Source organism: Rossellomorea sp. NPDC077527 (assembly GCF_044542955.1).
In the GTDB taxonomy this organism is placed as follows: domain Bacteria; phylum Bacillota; class Bacilli; order Bacillales; family Bacillaceae_B; genus Rossellomorea; species Rossellomorea aquimaris_E.
Genome location: NZ_JBITVL010000002.1, coordinates 170,911 through 185,499, shown reverse-complemented (window position 1 = coordinate 185,499; position 14,589 = coordinate 170,911). Strand labels below are relative to the sequence as shown.

The window sequence follows — 14,589 nt, the reverse complement described above, 5'->3', positions numbered from 1 at the left end:
ATGAATACTACCATAAAAGTAAATAAGTGTTTGATGTTAGTTTGTGACGAATACGTGTTATCTAGTCGTAAAACAAATAATTCTATGAAATTTCTCCTTGTTAGTCCGTTCCCTATGCAATGATTTGTAAACCCTTGTGAAAAATTGTTCACAAATTACCAAGTGAAAATACTGTACAAAAGTTATACAGTTAATGTACAATTTGTTTAACAAAGAAATGTAAGCTTAATTTTAAGGAGGTCAAGAAAGTGAATAACCTGACATTCTTTACTTATCCAAGTTGTACCTCTTGCCGTAAAGCCAAAAAGTGGTTAACTGCACATTCCGTAGATTTTGATGAGAGACACCTATTTAGAGAGACGCCAACTCCTAGAGAGTTAATGGATCTTTTATCCCTTACGACCGATGGACTTGATGAGATTCTTGCAACTAGAAGCCAAACCTTCAAAGATCTGGGGAAAGACGTAAACGATTTGCCTCTATCGGAAGTGATTAAATTGATCATTGATGAACCAAAGCTTCTTCGCAGACCTCTACTGACGGACGGGAAAAAACTGGTGGTCGGCTACAATCCGGAAGGACTACAGAGCATTGCTACAAAAAACAGGTCATTGAAGAAAAGTAGTTGAATATTGAAATTGAAAAGGCAGACACTTGAATGTCAAGTGCCTGCCTTTTTGGTGTGTTTTAGGGTCGGGGGAAACCCCTACCGCTTTTTGATTGTCTAGCTCCAGGGGCTTGGGGCTCGAGGTCATAAGCCAAGTAACCCAAAAAGGCAAAGAACGCCTTTCTGGGTTACTCGTCTTATGCTTGTCGCCCCAGTGCGAGCCCCTTCCGCTTTTCTACATGTCCAGCTCCGGCGGCTAGCCCCTCGAGGTCACAACTGAAAAATCCCATAAGGCAAAGTGCGCCTTTTGGGATTTCCAGTTGTGCTTGTCGGGGCTGAACAAGCCGCCTCCGCTTTTCTGTTATCCAGCTGCGGGGCTTAGAGGCTCGAGGTCATAAGCTAAGGCACCCAAAAAGGCAAAGAACGCCTTTCCGGGTGCCTCATCTTATGCTTGTGGCCTCTGGGCAAAGCCCCTCCGCTTTTTGATTGTCTGGCTCCAGGGGCTTGGGGCTCGAGGTCATAAGCCAAGTAACCCAAAAAGGCAAAGAACGCCTTTCTGGGTTACTCGTCTTATGCTTGTCGCCCCAGTACGAGCCCCTTCCGCTTTTCTAACTGGGCTAGCTGGATTCGAACCAACGCATGTCGCAGTCAAAGTGCGATGCCTTACCGCTTGGCTATAGCCCATTGAATAATCTTTACAAAATATAGTATGGATTTATTTCCACGTTCTATTCATGTGTTTTTTTAAATATCAAGAATCTTTTTATATGATTCTTGGGATGCATGGTCTTCGGTGAAAATGGTTTGGTTGATAGTGAAAGTAGTATGGGGAATAGGTGAATTGTGTTTCCCGTGCTGGAGGATACCTCTCCGGTTCTAAGCAACTCGGACCGATGTAAGTGCTTGGCTTTACTTTTTCTGTCGTTTTGATCCATGCGCTTTCATTCATGCAATAATTCTTGGCCATGACGCTCGAGGGGGTGAATGTTAATATATCAGACCCCAGGATCACTTCGGGGACAGGAGAATTGAATATGGCAAGTAGGTGAGTACGATCCTTTGTTGCTTCCTCATAATGCCACCATCCTTGAGGTATATTTGCCACTTGTCCTGGAGACAGACGATAATTCAGTATTTCCTTCGTGAATGGATTGAGAATGGACACAGTGGCCGCTCCTGAAATGCAATAAACAAGCTCTGCTGCATTTTGATGGTAGTGGGGCTCCACGAAATTGTTTTTACTTAAATAGATATCGAGAAGAGAAGTATTATCCAATGTATTTAACTGATCGACACCTAAAATATTGATCAGGTTTTGGTTATCTTTTTTAAAAAGGGGACTATTGTTCACATCATATGAAAACTGTGCTTCGGGTGAAGTGTAATCCATATATTTGGTCATGGGAAGGGTCACCGCTTTCTTTTCAATGAAGGTTTTAACTCTTTTAATATATGGTTAGGCATGTAAAATGTGAATGCTTCATAAGAGATAGCTAAAAAAGGTCGAAAGAAAAAACTGGAAAAAAGAAGGATTTTGCCATTTAATGTCGTATATCTTAAGTTAAGAATTCAGAAAGGTGGTGCACCTCCATATTTCATTCAGTAGAATCCTTATCGGAAGTGATGATCGGAGAAGCTTTCAGCGATGATGCGACAGATGTTCATCTTATTCCAAGAACGAAAGATTACTTGATTCAATTCAGAAAACCGGGGGGATTGGTTCCCTTCCAGACCATAGACCCGGATCAGGCGGATCGCTTGATTGCCCATATGAAATTCAGGGCTTCCATGGATATTGGAGAAAAACGCAAACCTCAAAGCGGATCCTTCACCCTTACCGTACGAAACACCCCTCTTTCTCTCAGAATCTCCACCCTGCCAACAACCCACTTGAAAGAAAGTCTCGTCATTCGGATACTCCCTCAAAAATATCAGATTCCTATTGAGAAGATGTCACTTTACCCATCTTCCGCAAAAAAACTGCTTGCTTTTCTCATGCATTCACATGGCCTCATCTTATTCACAGGACCGACAGGCAGCGGCAAAACAACTACGCTGTATTCACTTGTTCATCACTGTTCCGTCGTCTTGAACCGTAATGTGATCACCCTGGAGGATCCCGTGGAGAAACAGCATGATGAAATGGTACAAATTCAGGTGAATGAAAAAGCCGGGATTACGTATTCCACTGGATTAAAAGCGATTCTGCGGCACGATCCAGACATTATCATGGTGGGAGAGATCAGGGACCGGGAGACGGCTGAGATTGCAATAAGGGCAAGCCTTACAGGCCATTTGGTGATTTCAACCATGCATACAAGAGATGCAAAGGGCGCGATTTATCGCTTAATGGAATTAGGGATCGAGTGGCATGATATTGAACAGACGCTGCTCGCTGTGTCTGCTCAGAGACTGCTGAAACTCGTTTGCCCTGTCTGCCAAAAAGAGTGTGGCGGTCAATGTATTAGAGGGGATAGGCGGAACAGGGCATCTGTCTATGAAATCATTACTGGCAGTGCGCTTAAGGAAGTACTGAAGGAAGCGAGGGGGGAGAGGGTCCAACACCAGTACCGAACATTGCAGGTCTTGATTCGTAAGGGGGTGGCACTCGGTTATGTTTCAGAACATGAATATAGGAAATGGGTTCACGAAGAAAAACGATGAGCAGGGAAAGTTCTTAAAGAGGCTCGGGGACCTTCTTCAAAAAGGATATACTTTTACAGAAGCCATTGATTTTCTTTTACTCCCAAAAGAAAAGAAAATCATTAAATTAAAAAAGAGATTGGTCGGATCATTGCACAAGGGTGAGTCGATTTCATCTGTGATGAATAAATATTTGAACATTCCTGATCATGTCAGTGCACAAATTTTTTTCGCCGAGCATCATGGACAAATGGGCCACACCCTTTCAGAAGCTGGAAGTTACCTTATCAAAAGAAGAAAGAATCAGCAGCAATTGCAAAAGGTCTTTCAATACCCGTTAATGCTGATTTTCTTTTCCGTGATGATGATGGTGTTGCTTCGTAAGGTGTTATTTCCAAGATTTCAATCCCTTTATTCCTCAATGGGCTATGAACCCTCAGCAAAACTTACGTATCTTTTACACTTTATTGAAAACTTCCCGGTCATATTCACCGCAGGTTTACTGTTCCTCCTTTTCCTTACCATTCTCTATTACGTTTTTAAGAAGAAGATTTCCCCTGTAAGACTTTCTCTTGTATTAAGCAGGCTTCCGTTCACCTCCTCATACATGAAGCTTGGACACTCCTACTTTTTTTCAAGGGAATTAAGCTTCCTGCTTTCAAACGGGGTATCCATTACAGAATCCCTTCTCATTATCGAAAGTCAATCATTCCGACCGACATTACAGTATATTTCGAACCATTGCGTCAAACGACTAAAAGCTGGGGTTCCTTTTCATGAGTGTTTTGCATCTCTGCCTTTTTTTCAGGATGAACTGAATTTCGTTGTCCATCACGGTCAAACGAATGGAAGATTGGCAGAAGAACTTAAAGTTTATAGTGATATTTGCTTTCAGGAATTAGAGGAAAAAACAAGCGCATGGCTTAAGTTTATCCAACCTGCTATCTTTACGTTTGTCGGTCTATTCATCATGGCAATATATTTCTCGATTATGTTACCGCTCTTTCAAATGATGCAGGGAATTTAGAAAATATTCGAATAACAGGAGGGAAAATATGCTCAATAATGAGAAAGGTTTTACCCTAATCGAAATGATGATCGTTTTGCTGGTCATTTCCGTTTTGCTATTCATTACAATCCCTAATGTGACAAATCAAAGTAACTCCATCAATTCCAAGGGGTGTGAGGCATTCATTCATATGGTAGAGGGACAGATTGAAGCATATAAAATGGACGGAAATACGGACCCTGTGACCATTGATTCTCTTGTTGCCGACGGGTATCTTAACGATGAATACAAAGCATGCCCTGATGGAAGTGTCATTACCATTAATACGGAAGGGAAGGTGGTGACTTCTAATTAATGTATATAGAACTGAGGAAGCAGGATACACCCTCATTGAAATGCTCATCGTCTTATTCATTTTCACAATCCTTCTCTCGTGGGTGGGTTTTTCCGTTCTTCCTTTAAAAAGCCACATTGAAAAGGACCTCTTCATTTCTCAACTTGAATCGGACCTCTACCAGATTCAAAGCTACAGTATCCATCATCAAACACCGATTTTCCTTACGTTTTATCCGTTTACCAACAAGTATGTTGCCAAAACGGGAGAGAGACAAACGATCGTATCAAGGGATCTTCCAGTGGGGATTCAAATGAACTCCAACAATAGCCTTGAAGAGATCACATTTTATCCTAGTGGAAATACAAGCCGGTTTGGCAGGGTGAATTTTCAAATGGGAGATATCACCATGCATTTGATGTTCCAAATTGGGCAAGGGAGATTTTATGTACAAGAATACTAAAGGTTTCTCACTTCCTGAAACACTTGTCGCATTTAGTTGTGTCCTTATGATTTGCGGAATGTTCATTCCCTTTCTCATGCTTTATGCTTCCGGTCTTCAGAAGCTCCAGCGTGAAGTGGAGGCGTTGAAATACCTTCGGGAAGGTGTGGAGCAAGCAATCGTTACACATGAATTTGTTGACCATACAAGAATCTATAAGGGGGTCAGGTATGAACTTGTTTGGAAAGGTAGCGAAGATGGTGAAGCATGTGTGCATTATGATACGGAAGAGGTATGCATATCGTCGGAAGGATGAGTCGGGCTTCACATTGATCGACTCCTTGTTAAGCTTTAGTTTGTTTTGCATGATTTCCTTCAGTCTTCCACTTATCATGAAGGGCTTTTCAGTGATTAAGAACGAGTTGATACCTCCCCGTTATTACGAATGGAATTTATTCAATGAAAGTGTAAGGAATGAGTTAAAAAAGGCAGATCAAGTAGAAGTCCTGCCAGGGCAGATTTCTTTTGTAATTGACGGGGACACAATCCTATATGAACAATACGATCAGTCTATACGGAGGAGGGTGAACAATAGAGGGCATGAAATCGTACTACAGGAAGTGGGTCAGTTTGCTTTTGCTTCAATTCAAGGAGGCGTGCATTTGGATTTGGAATTTGAAGGTGGTGAAAAAGTGGAAGGGGACTTCTTTTGTTTTTCTGCATTCAGTGGGTCTACCTCCCCTTAACAATAAAGGGTTTATCTTACCGTATACGCTGTTTCTGATGATGATAGTCCTATTTGTAGCATTCGCTTCGAAGGATTTGTATGTAAGTAAATATCGGTATCTCTCGAATATGAAGAACATTCATGAGAGAAACGTAAGCATCTCCCACGTTGTTTTAATGGAGATGGGGGATGAACCCGTTTCCACTGGAGTCATAAAAAATAATTTTGGTGAAGTCATGACCTCCAGCACCGTACTTACTGACGAAGACGTGAAAATAGAATTGACATTCAAAAGGGATGAGAAGGTTTTTCTTCCTGTGACGGTTGTGTATAATAGGGAAACAAAACAAATCATACGTTGGGAGTAGAATATGAAACCAATTTTCTTTATAGGCTTTATGGGGGTAGGAAAGACGACGATTGGAAAACGTCTGGGGGAAGTATTGAATCTTCCGGTCATTGATATGGATCAATACATTGAAGATAAAGAGGGAAAATCGATTAAGGACATCTTTCATCAGCATGGAGAAAGGTATTTTCGGGATTTGGAAACGAAAGTACTTCAGGAATTAGGAAAGGAAAAAGCCATAATCACTACCGGTGGGGGAGTGGTGGAAAGCAAGGAGAATCGGGAATTTTTACGAAGAAATGATTCCGTGTTTCATCTCACATGTCCTTTCGATGTGTTGTGGGGAAGATTGGAGGGTGATCAGGACCGTCCTCTTGTTCAAAAAAATTCAAAGGACAGTTTAATGGAACTGTTTGACCGCCGGTTGCCCCTTTATGAAAATGGGTGCTCTGTAACCATTCAAACGGAGAATAAATCAGTGGATGAAGTGGTAAGAACGATTTTGCCATATCTTGAACGTTACGTAGTATAATTCCGGTGATTATTGGGAATACTGATAAAAGCGGAGGGTGGTGCTTTTATGTCAGTAAATGATTATGTTAAGTTCATAACACAAACATTTGTCCAACATTATGAAAAATCACCTCATGAACGTAAAACATTAAAAAAGCAGAGAAAGAATGAGCGGGAACCTTTCCTATTCAGATGGTTTGGTATCATTCCTTATGCTTTCATGATTCTCTTTAAAAAGCATAAATAGTGTATAAAGGCTACCTGAAAAGGTAGTCTTTTTTTTATGCCTCTAAGTCAGAGGGAGCACAATGGCCTCCCTCTGATTCCTCACTTAGACTGCTGCAGATAAAAAATTCCGCCGTTTATGACCTCGATGGTGATTTTCGGTTCATACTGTTCCTTCAGCGCCTGCTGTTCAAGGAAGTAAGATTCAGGCTTTTCTTCCTGATCGCCATAAAAATGATTTAGAAGTTGAAGGTCTTCTTCCCAGGTTTTCCTGGCTTGTTCCGCCCACTCGACAGGCTCCCTTTTGATTTCTTCATAAAGAAATGCCTGAATCCGGTTTACCCCGCTTTTAGGTTTGATGATTGGTGTTAAAGTAAAAGAAAAGTCAGGAATTTTAGGTGTCAGGTTCTTGGACAATAGTATGGAGTGAAAGTTTTCTTCAATCACTCCATTGATCAGGTTTAACCCAACACTTTGGATGCTGTCTTTCTTCCTGTTGGATTGATACGAGACTTTAACATTCAGCCCGAGCCAAGGGTGCAGGGGTGTCTGCTGTCCGCTTGGTGTGTATCGGTTTTCATACAACCTTATATAGCCCGCTAAATTCCTTGTCGAGTGGAAGATTTGGTGTAATCTTGGAGAACCGAAGTGAATCGGTTCTCCTTTCATCTCCTCAGGAGTATGATCCGGATTGGTGATGAGAGATAACGTCATCGGGTTCGGCGTTCCCCCGGTTTTCTCAAGATAATGCCAGTAGAACGGTCGATTCATCAGTTCTTTATCCAATTCAATGGTAAGTTGAACGGTCATATATCCATTCCCGTTTGCAACCATATCACAACCGTTTGCGACGAAGTATCTCTCAAGAAATCGATGAATTTCGTGCTGCTGCATTTGATTTTTCCTCCTTTAGCTGTTCCGCGAATTGAATCATACTCGTCAAATTCTCCATTTTAATCTTCATTTCACCCTCTGTACGGGATGAAGAAAGGATATCTGTCACGTGATCTTCAAAATCCTTGAAATCGAGGCGGGTCAGGATTTCATCCAATTGACCGATCACCCGTTCAAAGAGATTGATTTTCTCATACAAGAGTTTAAGGATGTGTTCTTCCACAGTATTTTTAGTTGCAAAGTTGTAGATATGGACATCTTCGGTCTGCCCGAGACGGTGGACACGGCCGATTCGCTGTTCCAATCTCATTGGGTTCCAAGGAAGGTCAAAATTAATCACATGATGGCAGAATTGAAGGTTGATTCCTTCTCCGCCGGCTTCAGTGGCAATCAGTACTTGTGCATGCTTCTGGAATAATTCCCGCATCCAGTCTTTTTTGCCTCTTTTGAAGCCGCCTCTGAATGGAACAGAGCTGATCCCATGCTGCTTCAAAAACCATTGTAGATAAAGCTGTGTTGCCCGGTATTCAGTGAAGATAATCACCTTATCATTAATGGATTGGACTATTTCCAGGGCTTCCTGGGCTTTGGAGTTCATCGTCACATTTTCCACTTTCTTCATCAGAGTACCGATCATCTGTTCAAATGAAGCACTTGGAGCTTCCTTCTTTTCAAGCATGTTTTTTAATGTATAAAACACAGCTTCGCGGGAACTGCACGCTTCCCTCTGTAAGGTCAAAAGCGAGAATGAGCTTGAATTTGCCCAATCATCATATCTGCCTCTTAGCAGATCAATGCTGTTATACAACTCTCTCTCTGCTTCGTTAAAATCAATCAATACGGTCTTCACATGTCGTTTCGTCCATTCAATTCCTGTATCACCACGCCTGTTACGGATCATCACCTTGTTAATGAGACTTTTTAAATGTTCATCTTCCTGGAGCGTACGATCGCCTTTTTTATATCTGTCTGTAAATCCGGATTCATTCCCAAGATGCCCCGGTTTCAAAAGGGAAACAAGGTGGAAGATTTCTTCTACACGATTTTGGATGGGTGTTGCTGTCAGTAACAAGCAGAATTTCTTCTTGAGATTTTGGACAAATTCATAGTTTTTTGTTTTATGATTTTTCAGTTTGTGAGCTTCGTCGATGATCACCAAGTCATAATCCTGTTCATACACTTTTTCCCTGTGAGGGCTCCTTTTAGCTGTGTCCATGGACGAAACGACAATGTCACATTGATCCCATACGTAACTCTTACGCTGAGGCACCGCAGGAATGAAGAACTTACTGTTTAATTCATATGCCCATTGAGAAACAAGTGAAGCGGGGACAAGAATCAATACCTTTTTGACTAATCCCCTAATCATGTACTCTTTCAATATCAGCCCAGCTTCGATTGTTTTACCAAGGCCAACCTCGTCTGCAAGAATCGCTTTTCCGTTCATTGTTTCCACGACCTGCTTCGCTGCTTCCAGCTGATGGGGGAGTGGAGTGACATTTGCCAAATGTTTTGGAGCCTGAAGGCCTTCAAAGTTCGGAATTGCAAGATGGTGCTCAAATTCAATGGCGAGTTTATAGAGCTCCCAGTTTCCCCAGGGTCCATCGTTTTCGATTAAACTTTCAAGACCTTCTCCCCACTCTTCATCAAATATAACCTCAACATTCATCTGAAAAACATCTCCTTATTTCTAATAAAAATGATTGCTCAAAACTCGTATTTAATGGTAGGATGAAAATAGATTTTCAATAGTTAGAAAAACTCGAAAATCCGAACATTCACATTTACAACATTTCTTCTGTATATTTCTAGTATGACCAATTGTTTCAAGGAATATTGGCGAATGATAACAAGGGGAGAGACTGTGCAGACAGCGCCGAAGGAGCAAACACTTCTATGTGTGAATCTCTCAGGCAAAAAGACTCTTGTTGGACGCAACTCTGGAGAGTGTTTCCGTGCAGGAAACCACCAAAGGGGAAAGCCGTTCTTCGGTAAACTTTCAGGTGCAAGGACAGAGAAAACTTCTTTATGAAAAGGGGTTTTTCTGTCCTTTTTTCATGGGATAAAACTTGGTTAAGAAAGAATGCATGTAAGGAATAAAAGGGGGAAAAGTCATGTCAGAGTTAAAACAAACACCTTTATACGAAGTGTACAAAGAGTATGGAGGAAAGACCATCGACTTCGGTGGCTGGGCTTTACCAGTGCAATTCTCAAGCATTAAAGAAGAACATGAAGCGGTAAGAACCCGGGCAGGACTATTTGATGTTTCTCATATGGGAGAAATTGAAGTGAAGGGTGAAGGGGCTCTTGACTACTTACAAAAAATGATGACCAATGATGTCTCCAAAGTAAAAGATGGAGGCGCACAGTATACGGCCATGTGCTACGAAAACGGTGGGACGGTCGATGACTTACTAGTGTATAAATTGAAAGACAATGATTATTTGCTCGTTGTGAACGCAGCAAATATAGATAAAGATTTTCAGTGGTTGAAAGAACATGAAACAGATGGCGTTGAAATCAACAATATCTCTGAACATATGGCACAATTGGCACTTCAAGGGCCAATTGCGGAAGAAGTTCTGCAAAAAATCACCAATGAACATACATTGAGCGATATCGGATTTTTTAAATTCCAGACTGAAGTGAATATAGATGGTAGGTCTGCACTTGTTTCCCGTACCGGTTATACAGGTGAAGATGGGTTTGAAATCTATTGTGCCGCAGCTGATGCATCGGCAATCTGGAAGGCAATCCTTGCTTCAGGTAAGGAGCATGGAGTCCTTCCGTGCGGGCTTGGTGCACGAGATACCTTACGTTTCGAAGCGAATCTTGCACTTTACGGGCAAGAATTATCTCAATCCATCACGCCAATTGAAGCCGGAATCGGATTTGCTGTAAAAGTGAACAAAGAGGTTGCGTTCATTGGTCAGGAAGTACTGAAACAGCAAAAAGAAGAAGGTGCCACGCGAAAAATCGTGGGAATTGAAATGATCGATCGCGGTATTCCGCGTCATGGCTATAAAGTATTTTCCGGCGAAGAACAAATTGGGGAAGTCACAACCGGGACCCAATCTCCAACCTTAAAGAAAAATGTGGGATTAGCTCTCTTAAATAAAGAGTTTACTGACATTGGTACGGAAGTGTTGGTTGAAATCAGAGGCAAAAAGTTAAAAGCGACAGTTGTAGCGACACCTTTTTATAAAAGACCAAAGAAATAGGGGAGGAATGACGGTCATGAAGCATCGTTATTTACCGATGACAGAGCAAGATCAAAGGGAAATGTTAGACAGCATAGGAGTAGACAGCGTTCACGATCTATTTGAGGATATTCCTGAACAGGTCCGTTTCAAAGGGGATTACAAAATCAAAAAAGCGAAGTCGGAAACGGAATTGGTAAAAGAACTCACCAAAATGGCCGCGAAGAATGCGGATTTGAAAAGTCATGCATCCTTCCTGGGGGCAGGGGTATACGATCATTACATGCCGATCATTGTGGATCATGTATTATCTCGTTCAGAGTTCTATACAGCATACACACCTTACCAGCCGGAAATCTCCCAAGGAGAGCTGCAAGCGATCTTTGAATTCCAAACGATGATTTGTGAACTAACAGGTATGGATGTAGCCAATTCATCCATGTACGATGGGGGAACGGCCCTGGCAGAGGCAGCTATGTTGAGTGCGGGTCAAACCCGCCGTAAGAAAGTTCTCGTTTCGAGTACAGTTCACCCTGAATCTCGTGATGTTTTAAGATCCTATGCAAAAGGTCAATATATCGAAGTAGTTGAAATCCCGCACAATAATGGTGTAACTGACGTGGAAGAATTGAAGAAATTAATGAGTGATGAGATTGCAGCGGTCATCGTTCAATATCCAAACTTCTTCGGCAGGGTGGAAGAGCTGAAAGCGATCGAAGAAATCACTCATTCCGAAAAAGCCATGTTTGTGGTTTCGTCCAATCCGCTTGCTCTTGGTGTACTTACACCTCCTGGGCAACTCGGAGCCGACATCGTCATAGGGGATGCTCAGCCATTCGGTATCCCAAGTGCATTTGGTGGACCTCACTGTGGTTACTTTGCCGTGAACAAAAAACTTATGCGCAAAGTACCGGGGCGTCTTGTCGGTCAAACGATGGATGAAGACGGAATAAGAGGATTCGTGCTGACTCTACAAGCGCGTGAACAGCATATCCGTCGCGATAAAGCCACATCGAATATCTGTTCCAATCAGGCATTGAATGCGTTGGCAGCATCAGTAGCCATGACCGCTTTAGGAAAACAGGGTGTCAAAGAAATGGCTATGCAAAATATCCAAAAAGCGCATTACGCCAAAGAAGCCTTTAAAAGTAAAGGATTTACCATTGCATTTGAAGGACCATCTTTTAATGAATTTGTCGTGAAAGTGAATAGACCGGTGAAAGAGATCAATCAAAAGCTTCTTTCCAAAGAAATAATCGGTGGATATGATTTAGGGTTGATGGACGACAGCTTATCGCATCATATGCTGATTGCTGTTACAGAACTTCGCAGCAAAGAAGAAATTGACGCATTTGTAGCAGAATTGGGGGATTGTCATGAATAAGAAAGATCAGCCTCTTATTTTCGAATTAACGAAAGAAGGCCGCACAGGCTATAGCCTGCCAGAGATGGATGTACCACAGGTGGAACTGTCAGATCTGATTCCGACCGATTATATCCGTACTGAAGCACCTGAACTTCCTGAGGTATCGGAACTGGACATCATGCGCCATTATACAGCATTATCGAAACGCAATCATGGGGTGGATTCAGGTTTCTATCCACTTGGATCCTGTACGATGAAATACAATCCAAAAGTGAATGAGAACGTTGCGCGACTGAACGGATTCGCCCACATCAACCCTCTTCAGGAAGCTGAAAGCGTTCAAGGTGCTCTTGAACTGATGTATGATCTCCAGGAGCATTTGAAAGAAATCACGGGCATGGATGAAGTGACGCTTCAACCTGCTGCGGGAGCTCATGGAGAGTGGACCGGTCTGATGATGATACGCGCCTACCATGAGGCGAATGGGGATACCCATCGTACGAAGGTAATTGTACCTGACTCGGCTCATGGAACGAACCCTGCCAGTGCAACAGTTGCTGGGTTTGAAACGGTGACGGTAAAGTCGAATGAAAACGGTTTGGTCGATTTAGAAGATTTGAAGCGGGTAGTAGGGGATGATACAGCTGCCCTAATGCTGACAAATCCAAATACTCTTGGTTTATTCGAAGAAAACATCATGGAAATGGCTTCCATCATTCATGAAGCGGGTGGAAAGCTGTATTATGACGGAGCCAACCTGAATGCGGTCCTCTCAAAAGCAAGACCGGGGGATATGGGATTTGACGTCGTGCATTTGAATCTTCATAAGACGTTCACCGGTCCTCACGGAGGCGGCGGTCCAGGAAGCGGCCCTGTAGGAGTGAAGGAAGACTTAATCAAATATCTTCCAAAACCTGTCCTTGTAAAAAATGGTGACCAATATGAATTCGATTATAACCGTCCTGATTCTATCGGCCGTGTAAAACCATACTATGGAAACTTTGGAATCAACGTCCGTGCCTATACGTATATCCGCACCATGGGGCCGGACGGACTGAGAGCGGTGACGGAGAATGCTGTCCTGAATGCAAACTACATGATGCGCCGCCTTGCTCCTTACTTTGACCTCCCGTATGACCGTCATTGTAAGCATGAGTTCGTCATCAGTGGAAAACGCCAGAAGAAGCTTGGCGTACGTACGCTCGATATTGCGAAGCGACTGCTGGACTTCGGGTATCATCCGCCGACCATTTACTTCCCATTAAATGTGGAAGAGTGCATGATGATTGAACCAACGGAAACTGAATCAAAAGAAACCCTTGATTCTTTCATTGATGCCATGATCCAAATTGCCAAAGAAGCAGAAGAAACACCGGAAATCGTCCAGGAAGCTCCACACACGACCATCGTGAAGCGTATGGATGAGACACTTGCAGCAAGAAAACCGGTACTGCGCTATACGAAAGAAGGCTAATACGTATAACTAAACCCCTCCGTCTTATGACGGAGGGGTTTTTATAAAGGGACGGACCTTCAAAGGTAATTCAAGTCTTTAAAAGGATGGTGATTGTGGAAACATGGATAATCATGCAGATAAAATGGATTCATCTTTAGAGTTGTGATGCCGAATCCGAAAATGCGGAAAGGGAATCGTGCCGATTTGGCTGATTATCCAGCGGAAATGTGAAGGAATCCAGTCGATTCTCCCTTCAAAACAGCCATTTTCATCAAAAATTTAGCGGATATACATTTAATTCCATTTTCATCAAATGATGAACAAAACCCCATCCCACAAAAAAAGGATCACCCCAAGGTGATCCTTTCACAATCATTTTTTATGTTTTACTTTTCCTGTCCACTTTTTGAATCCGCCTTGCAAATGGTGAAGGTCGCGGTATCCTTTACGGTGCAGCATTTGGGCTGCCCTCCCGCTGCGTAGTCCGCTTTGGCAGTAAAGGTAAACGGGTTGATCCTGACGAATTTCCTTTTGTCTCATTTTGATCTGTGATAATGGAATATTTCGTGCACCCAGGACATGACCGTTTTCAAATTCATTCGCTTCACGTACATCTATCAATTGAGCTTTACGATAACCAGCTCGGAATTCCTCTTCAGTCAGTGTTTTCACGATTCTCTTTTGATAGAAGAACGTAAAAAGTGAATAGATGATGATTCCACCAAGTACGACTAAAAGAATATATAATCCTTCCATCATTCATGCTCCTTTCTACAAATGCGCTACCTTCTATTATATTCATGAAAGCCATGATAATCAAAACA

General features: G+C 42.4%; 17 protein-coding genes, 1 tRNA gene and 2 riboswitches. Of the genes, 13 read left to right on the top strand and 5 right to left on the bottom strand.

Annotated elements, in window-relative coordinates; genetic code table 11:
• Positions 1–248: 248 nt before the first annotated feature.
• Positions 249–629, top strand: coding sequence for a Spx/MgsR family RNA polymerase-binding regulatory protein (locus tag ACIGG7_RS06155; RefSeq protein WP_224940151.1), 381 nt, complete (start codon positions 249–251; stop codon positions 627–629).
• A 590-nt stretch (positions 630–1,219) separates the two neighbouring features.
• On the opposite strand, the gene ACIGG7_RS06150 is transcribed toward ACIGG7_RS06155, so the two are convergent.
• Positions 1,220–1,291: transfer RNA gene (locus ACIGG7_RS06150), tRNA-Gln, on the bottom strand.
• A gap of 79 nt (positions 1,292–1,370) precedes the next feature.
• Positions 1,371–2,009, bottom strand: a complete 639-nt coding sequence (locus tag ACIGG7_RS06145) for a cupin domain-containing protein (RefSeq protein ID WP_397549180.1) — start codon at positions 2,007–2,009, stop codon at positions 1,371–1,373.
• Between the two features lie 221 nt (positions 2,010–2,230).
• On the opposite strand from ACIGG7_RS06145, the gene comGA reads away from it, so the two are divergent.
• The 9 genes from comGA to ACIGG7_RS06100 all read left to right on the top strand — a co-directional run bounded on the left by comGA (position 2,231) and on the right by ACIGG7_RS06100 (position 6,871).
• The gene (comGA, locus tag ACIGG7_RS06140; RefSeq protein ID WP_397549659.1) at positions 2,231–3,271 is read left to right on the top strand and encodes a competence type IV pilus ATPase ComGA; all 1,041 of its coding nucleotides are present in this window, start codon (positions 2,231–2,233) and stop codon (positions 3,269–3,271) included.
• Entirely contained in the window at positions 3,222–4,277 is a 1,056-nt protein-coding gene (gene comGB / locus ACIGG7_RS06135) for a competence type IV pilus assembly protein ComGB (RefSeq protein WP_397549179.1), read from the top strand. Before comGA ends, comGB begins: the two co-directional genes overlap by 50 nt.
• 28 nt (positions 4,278–4,305) lie before the next feature.
• Positions 4,306–4,614, top strand: a complete 309-nt coding sequence (gene comGC, locus ACIGG7_RS06130; RefSeq protein WP_397549178.1) for a competence type IV pilus major pilin ComGC — start codon at positions 4,306–4,308, stop codon at positions 4,612–4,614.
• Positions 4,610–5,056 (top strand): competence type IV pilus minor pilin ComGD, encoded by a 447-nt coding sequence (gene comGD, locus ACIGG7_RS06125; protein WP_397549658.1) that lies wholly within the window; start codon positions 4,610–4,612, stop codon positions 5,054–5,056. The genes comGC and comGD overlap by 5 nt, the downstream gene beginning before the upstream one ends.
• A complete protein-coding gene (locus tag ACIGG7_RS06120) occupies positions 5,040–5,351 on the top strand; it encodes a hypothetical protein (RefSeq protein ID WP_397549177.1) in 312 nt (103 codons plus the stop codon). Before comGD ends, ACIGG7_RS06120 begins: the two co-directional genes overlap by 17 nt.
• On the top strand, positions 5,266–5,781 hold the full coding sequence (gene comGF, locus ACIGG7_RS06115) for a competence type IV pilus minor pilin ComGF (RefSeq protein ID WP_397549176.1): 516 nt from the start codon (positions 5,266–5,268) through the stop codon (positions 5,779–5,781). The genes ACIGG7_RS06120 and comGF overlap by 86 nt, the downstream gene beginning before the upstream one ends.
• A 109-nt stretch (positions 5,782–5,890) precedes the next feature.
• Positions 5,891–6,130, top strand: coding sequence for a hypothetical protein (locus ACIGG7_RS06110; protein WP_397549175.1), 240 nt, complete (start codon positions 5,891–5,893; stop codon positions 6,128–6,130).
• Between the two features lie 3 nt (positions 6,131–6,133).
• On the top strand, positions 6,134–6,643 hold the full coding sequence (locus ACIGG7_RS06105; RefSeq protein ID WP_397549174.1) for a shikimate kinase: 510 nt from the start codon (positions 6,134–6,136) through the stop codon (positions 6,641–6,643).
• A gap of 48 nt (positions 6,644–6,691) precedes the next feature.
• Complete coding sequence (locus tag ACIGG7_RS06100; protein ID WP_224940217.1) at positions 6,692–6,871, top strand: YqzE family protein; 180 nt, start codon at positions 6,692–6,694, stop codon at positions 6,869–6,871.
• Positions 6,872–6,951: 80 nt separating this feature from the next.
• On the opposite strand, the gene ACIGG7_RS06095 is transcribed toward ACIGG7_RS06100, so the two are convergent.
• Both ACIGG7_RS06095 and ACIGG7_RS06090 read right to left on the bottom strand, forming a co-directional pair.
• Entirely contained in the window at positions 6,952–7,743 is a 792-nt protein-coding gene (locus tag ACIGG7_RS06095) for a YqhG family protein (RefSeq protein ID WP_397549173.1), read from the bottom strand.
• On the bottom strand, positions 7,712–9,412 hold the full coding sequence (locus ACIGG7_RS06090; protein WP_397549172.1) for a DEAD/DEAH box helicase: 1,701 nt from the start codon (positions 9,410–9,412) through the stop codon (positions 7,712–7,714). The genes ACIGG7_RS06095 and ACIGG7_RS06090 overlap by 32 nt, the downstream gene beginning before the upstream one ends.
• Positions 9,413–9,586: 174 nt before the next feature.
• Positions 9,587–9,678: riboswitch (glycine riboswitch) on the top strand.
• 3 nt (positions 9,679–9,681) lie between these two features.
• Positions 9,682–9,760: riboswitch (glycine riboswitch) on the top strand.
• A 97-nt stretch (positions 9,761–9,857) separates the two neighbouring features.
• Between ACIGG7_RS06090 and gcvT the strand changes: the two genes are divergently transcribed.
• The 3 genes from gcvT to gcvPB are packed head-to-tail and all read left to right on the top strand — an operon-like array spanning position 9,858 to position 13,783.
• Positions 9,858–10,964, top strand: a complete 1,107-nt coding sequence (gcvT, locus tag ACIGG7_RS06085) for a glycine cleavage system aminomethyltransferase GcvT (protein WP_397549171.1) — start codon at positions 9,858–9,860, stop codon at positions 10,962–10,964.
• Positions 10,965–10,980: 16 nt separating this feature from the next.
• Positions 10,981–12,327 (top strand): aminomethyl-transferring glycine dehydrogenase subunit GcvPA, encoded by a 1,347-nt coding sequence (gene gcvPA, locus ACIGG7_RS06080; RefSeq protein WP_224940221.1) that lies wholly within the window; start codon positions 10,981–10,983, stop codon positions 12,325–12,327.
• Positions 12,320–13,783 (top strand): aminomethyl-transferring glycine dehydrogenase subunit GcvPB, encoded by a 1,464-nt coding sequence (gcvPB, locus tag ACIGG7_RS06075; RefSeq protein WP_224940222.1) that lies wholly within the window; start codon positions 12,320–12,322, stop codon positions 13,781–13,783. The genes gcvPA and gcvPB overlap by 8 nt, the downstream gene beginning before the upstream one ends.
• A 354-nt stretch (positions 13,784–14,137) precedes the next feature.
• Here gcvPB and ACIGG7_RS06070 read toward each other — a convergent pair whose 3' ends face one another.
• Complete coding sequence (locus ACIGG7_RS06070) at positions 14,138–14,521, bottom strand: rhodanese-like domain-containing protein (RefSeq protein ID WP_224941290.1); 384 nt, start codon at positions 14,519–14,521, stop codon at positions 14,138–14,140.
• Positions 14,522–14,589: the final 68 nt, after the last annotated feature.

Coding starts and splice junctions, on each gene's coding strand:
- ACIGG7_RS06145 (WP_397549180.1), bottom strand. CDS start 2,009: ATGACCAAATATATGGATTACACTTCACCCGAAGCACAGTTTTCATAT.
- comGA (WP_397549659.1), top strand. CDS start 2,231: ATGATCGGAGAAGCTTTCAGCGATGATGCGACAGATGTTCATCTTATT.
- comGB (WP_397549179.1), top strand. CDS start 3,222: ATGTTTCAGAACATGAATATAGGAAATGGGTTCACGAAGAAAAACGAT.
- comGC (WP_397549178.1), top strand. CDS start 4,306: ATGCTCAATAATGAGAAAGGTTTTACCCTAATCGAAATGATGATCGTT.
- ACIGG7_RS06120 (WP_397549177.1), top strand. CDS start 5,040: ATGTACAAGAATACTAAAGGTTTCTCACTTCCTGAAACACTTGTCGCA.
- comGF (WP_397549176.1), top strand. CDS start 5,266: ATGAACTTGTTTGGAAAGGTAGCGAAGATGGTGAAGCATGTGTGCATT.
- ACIGG7_RS06110 (WP_397549175.1), top strand. CDS start 5,891: ATGAAGAACATTCATGAGAGAAACGTAAGCATCTCCCACGTTGTTTTA.
- ACIGG7_RS06105 (WP_397549174.1), top strand. CDS start 6,134: ATGAAACCAATTTTCTTTATAGGCTTTATGGGGGTAGGAAAGACGACG.
- ACIGG7_RS06100 (WP_224940217.1), top strand. CDS start 6,692: ATGTCAGTAAATGATTATGTTAAGTTCATAACACAAACATTTGTCCAA.
- ACIGG7_RS06095 (WP_397549173.1), bottom strand. CDS start 7,743: ATGCAGCAGCACGAAATTCATCGATTTCTTGAGAGATACTTCGTCGCA.
- ACIGG7_RS06090 (WP_397549172.1), bottom strand. CDS start 9,412: ATGAATGTTGAGGTTATATTTGATGAAGAGTGGGGAGAAGGTCTTGAA.
- gcvT (WP_397549171.1), top strand. CDS start 9,858: ATGTCAGAGTTAAAACAAACACCTTTATACGAAGTGTACAAAGAGTAT.
- gcvPA (WP_224940221.1), top strand. CDS start 10,981: ATGAAGCATCGTTATTTACCGATGACAGAGCAAGATCAAAGGGAAATG.
- gcvPB (WP_224940222.1), top strand. CDS start 12,320: ATGAATAAGAAAGATCAGCCTCTTATTTTCGAATTAACGAAAGAAGGC.
- ACIGG7_RS06070 (WP_224941290.1), bottom strand. CDS start 14,521: ATGGAAGGATTATATATTCTTTTAGTCGTACTTGGTGGAATCATCATC.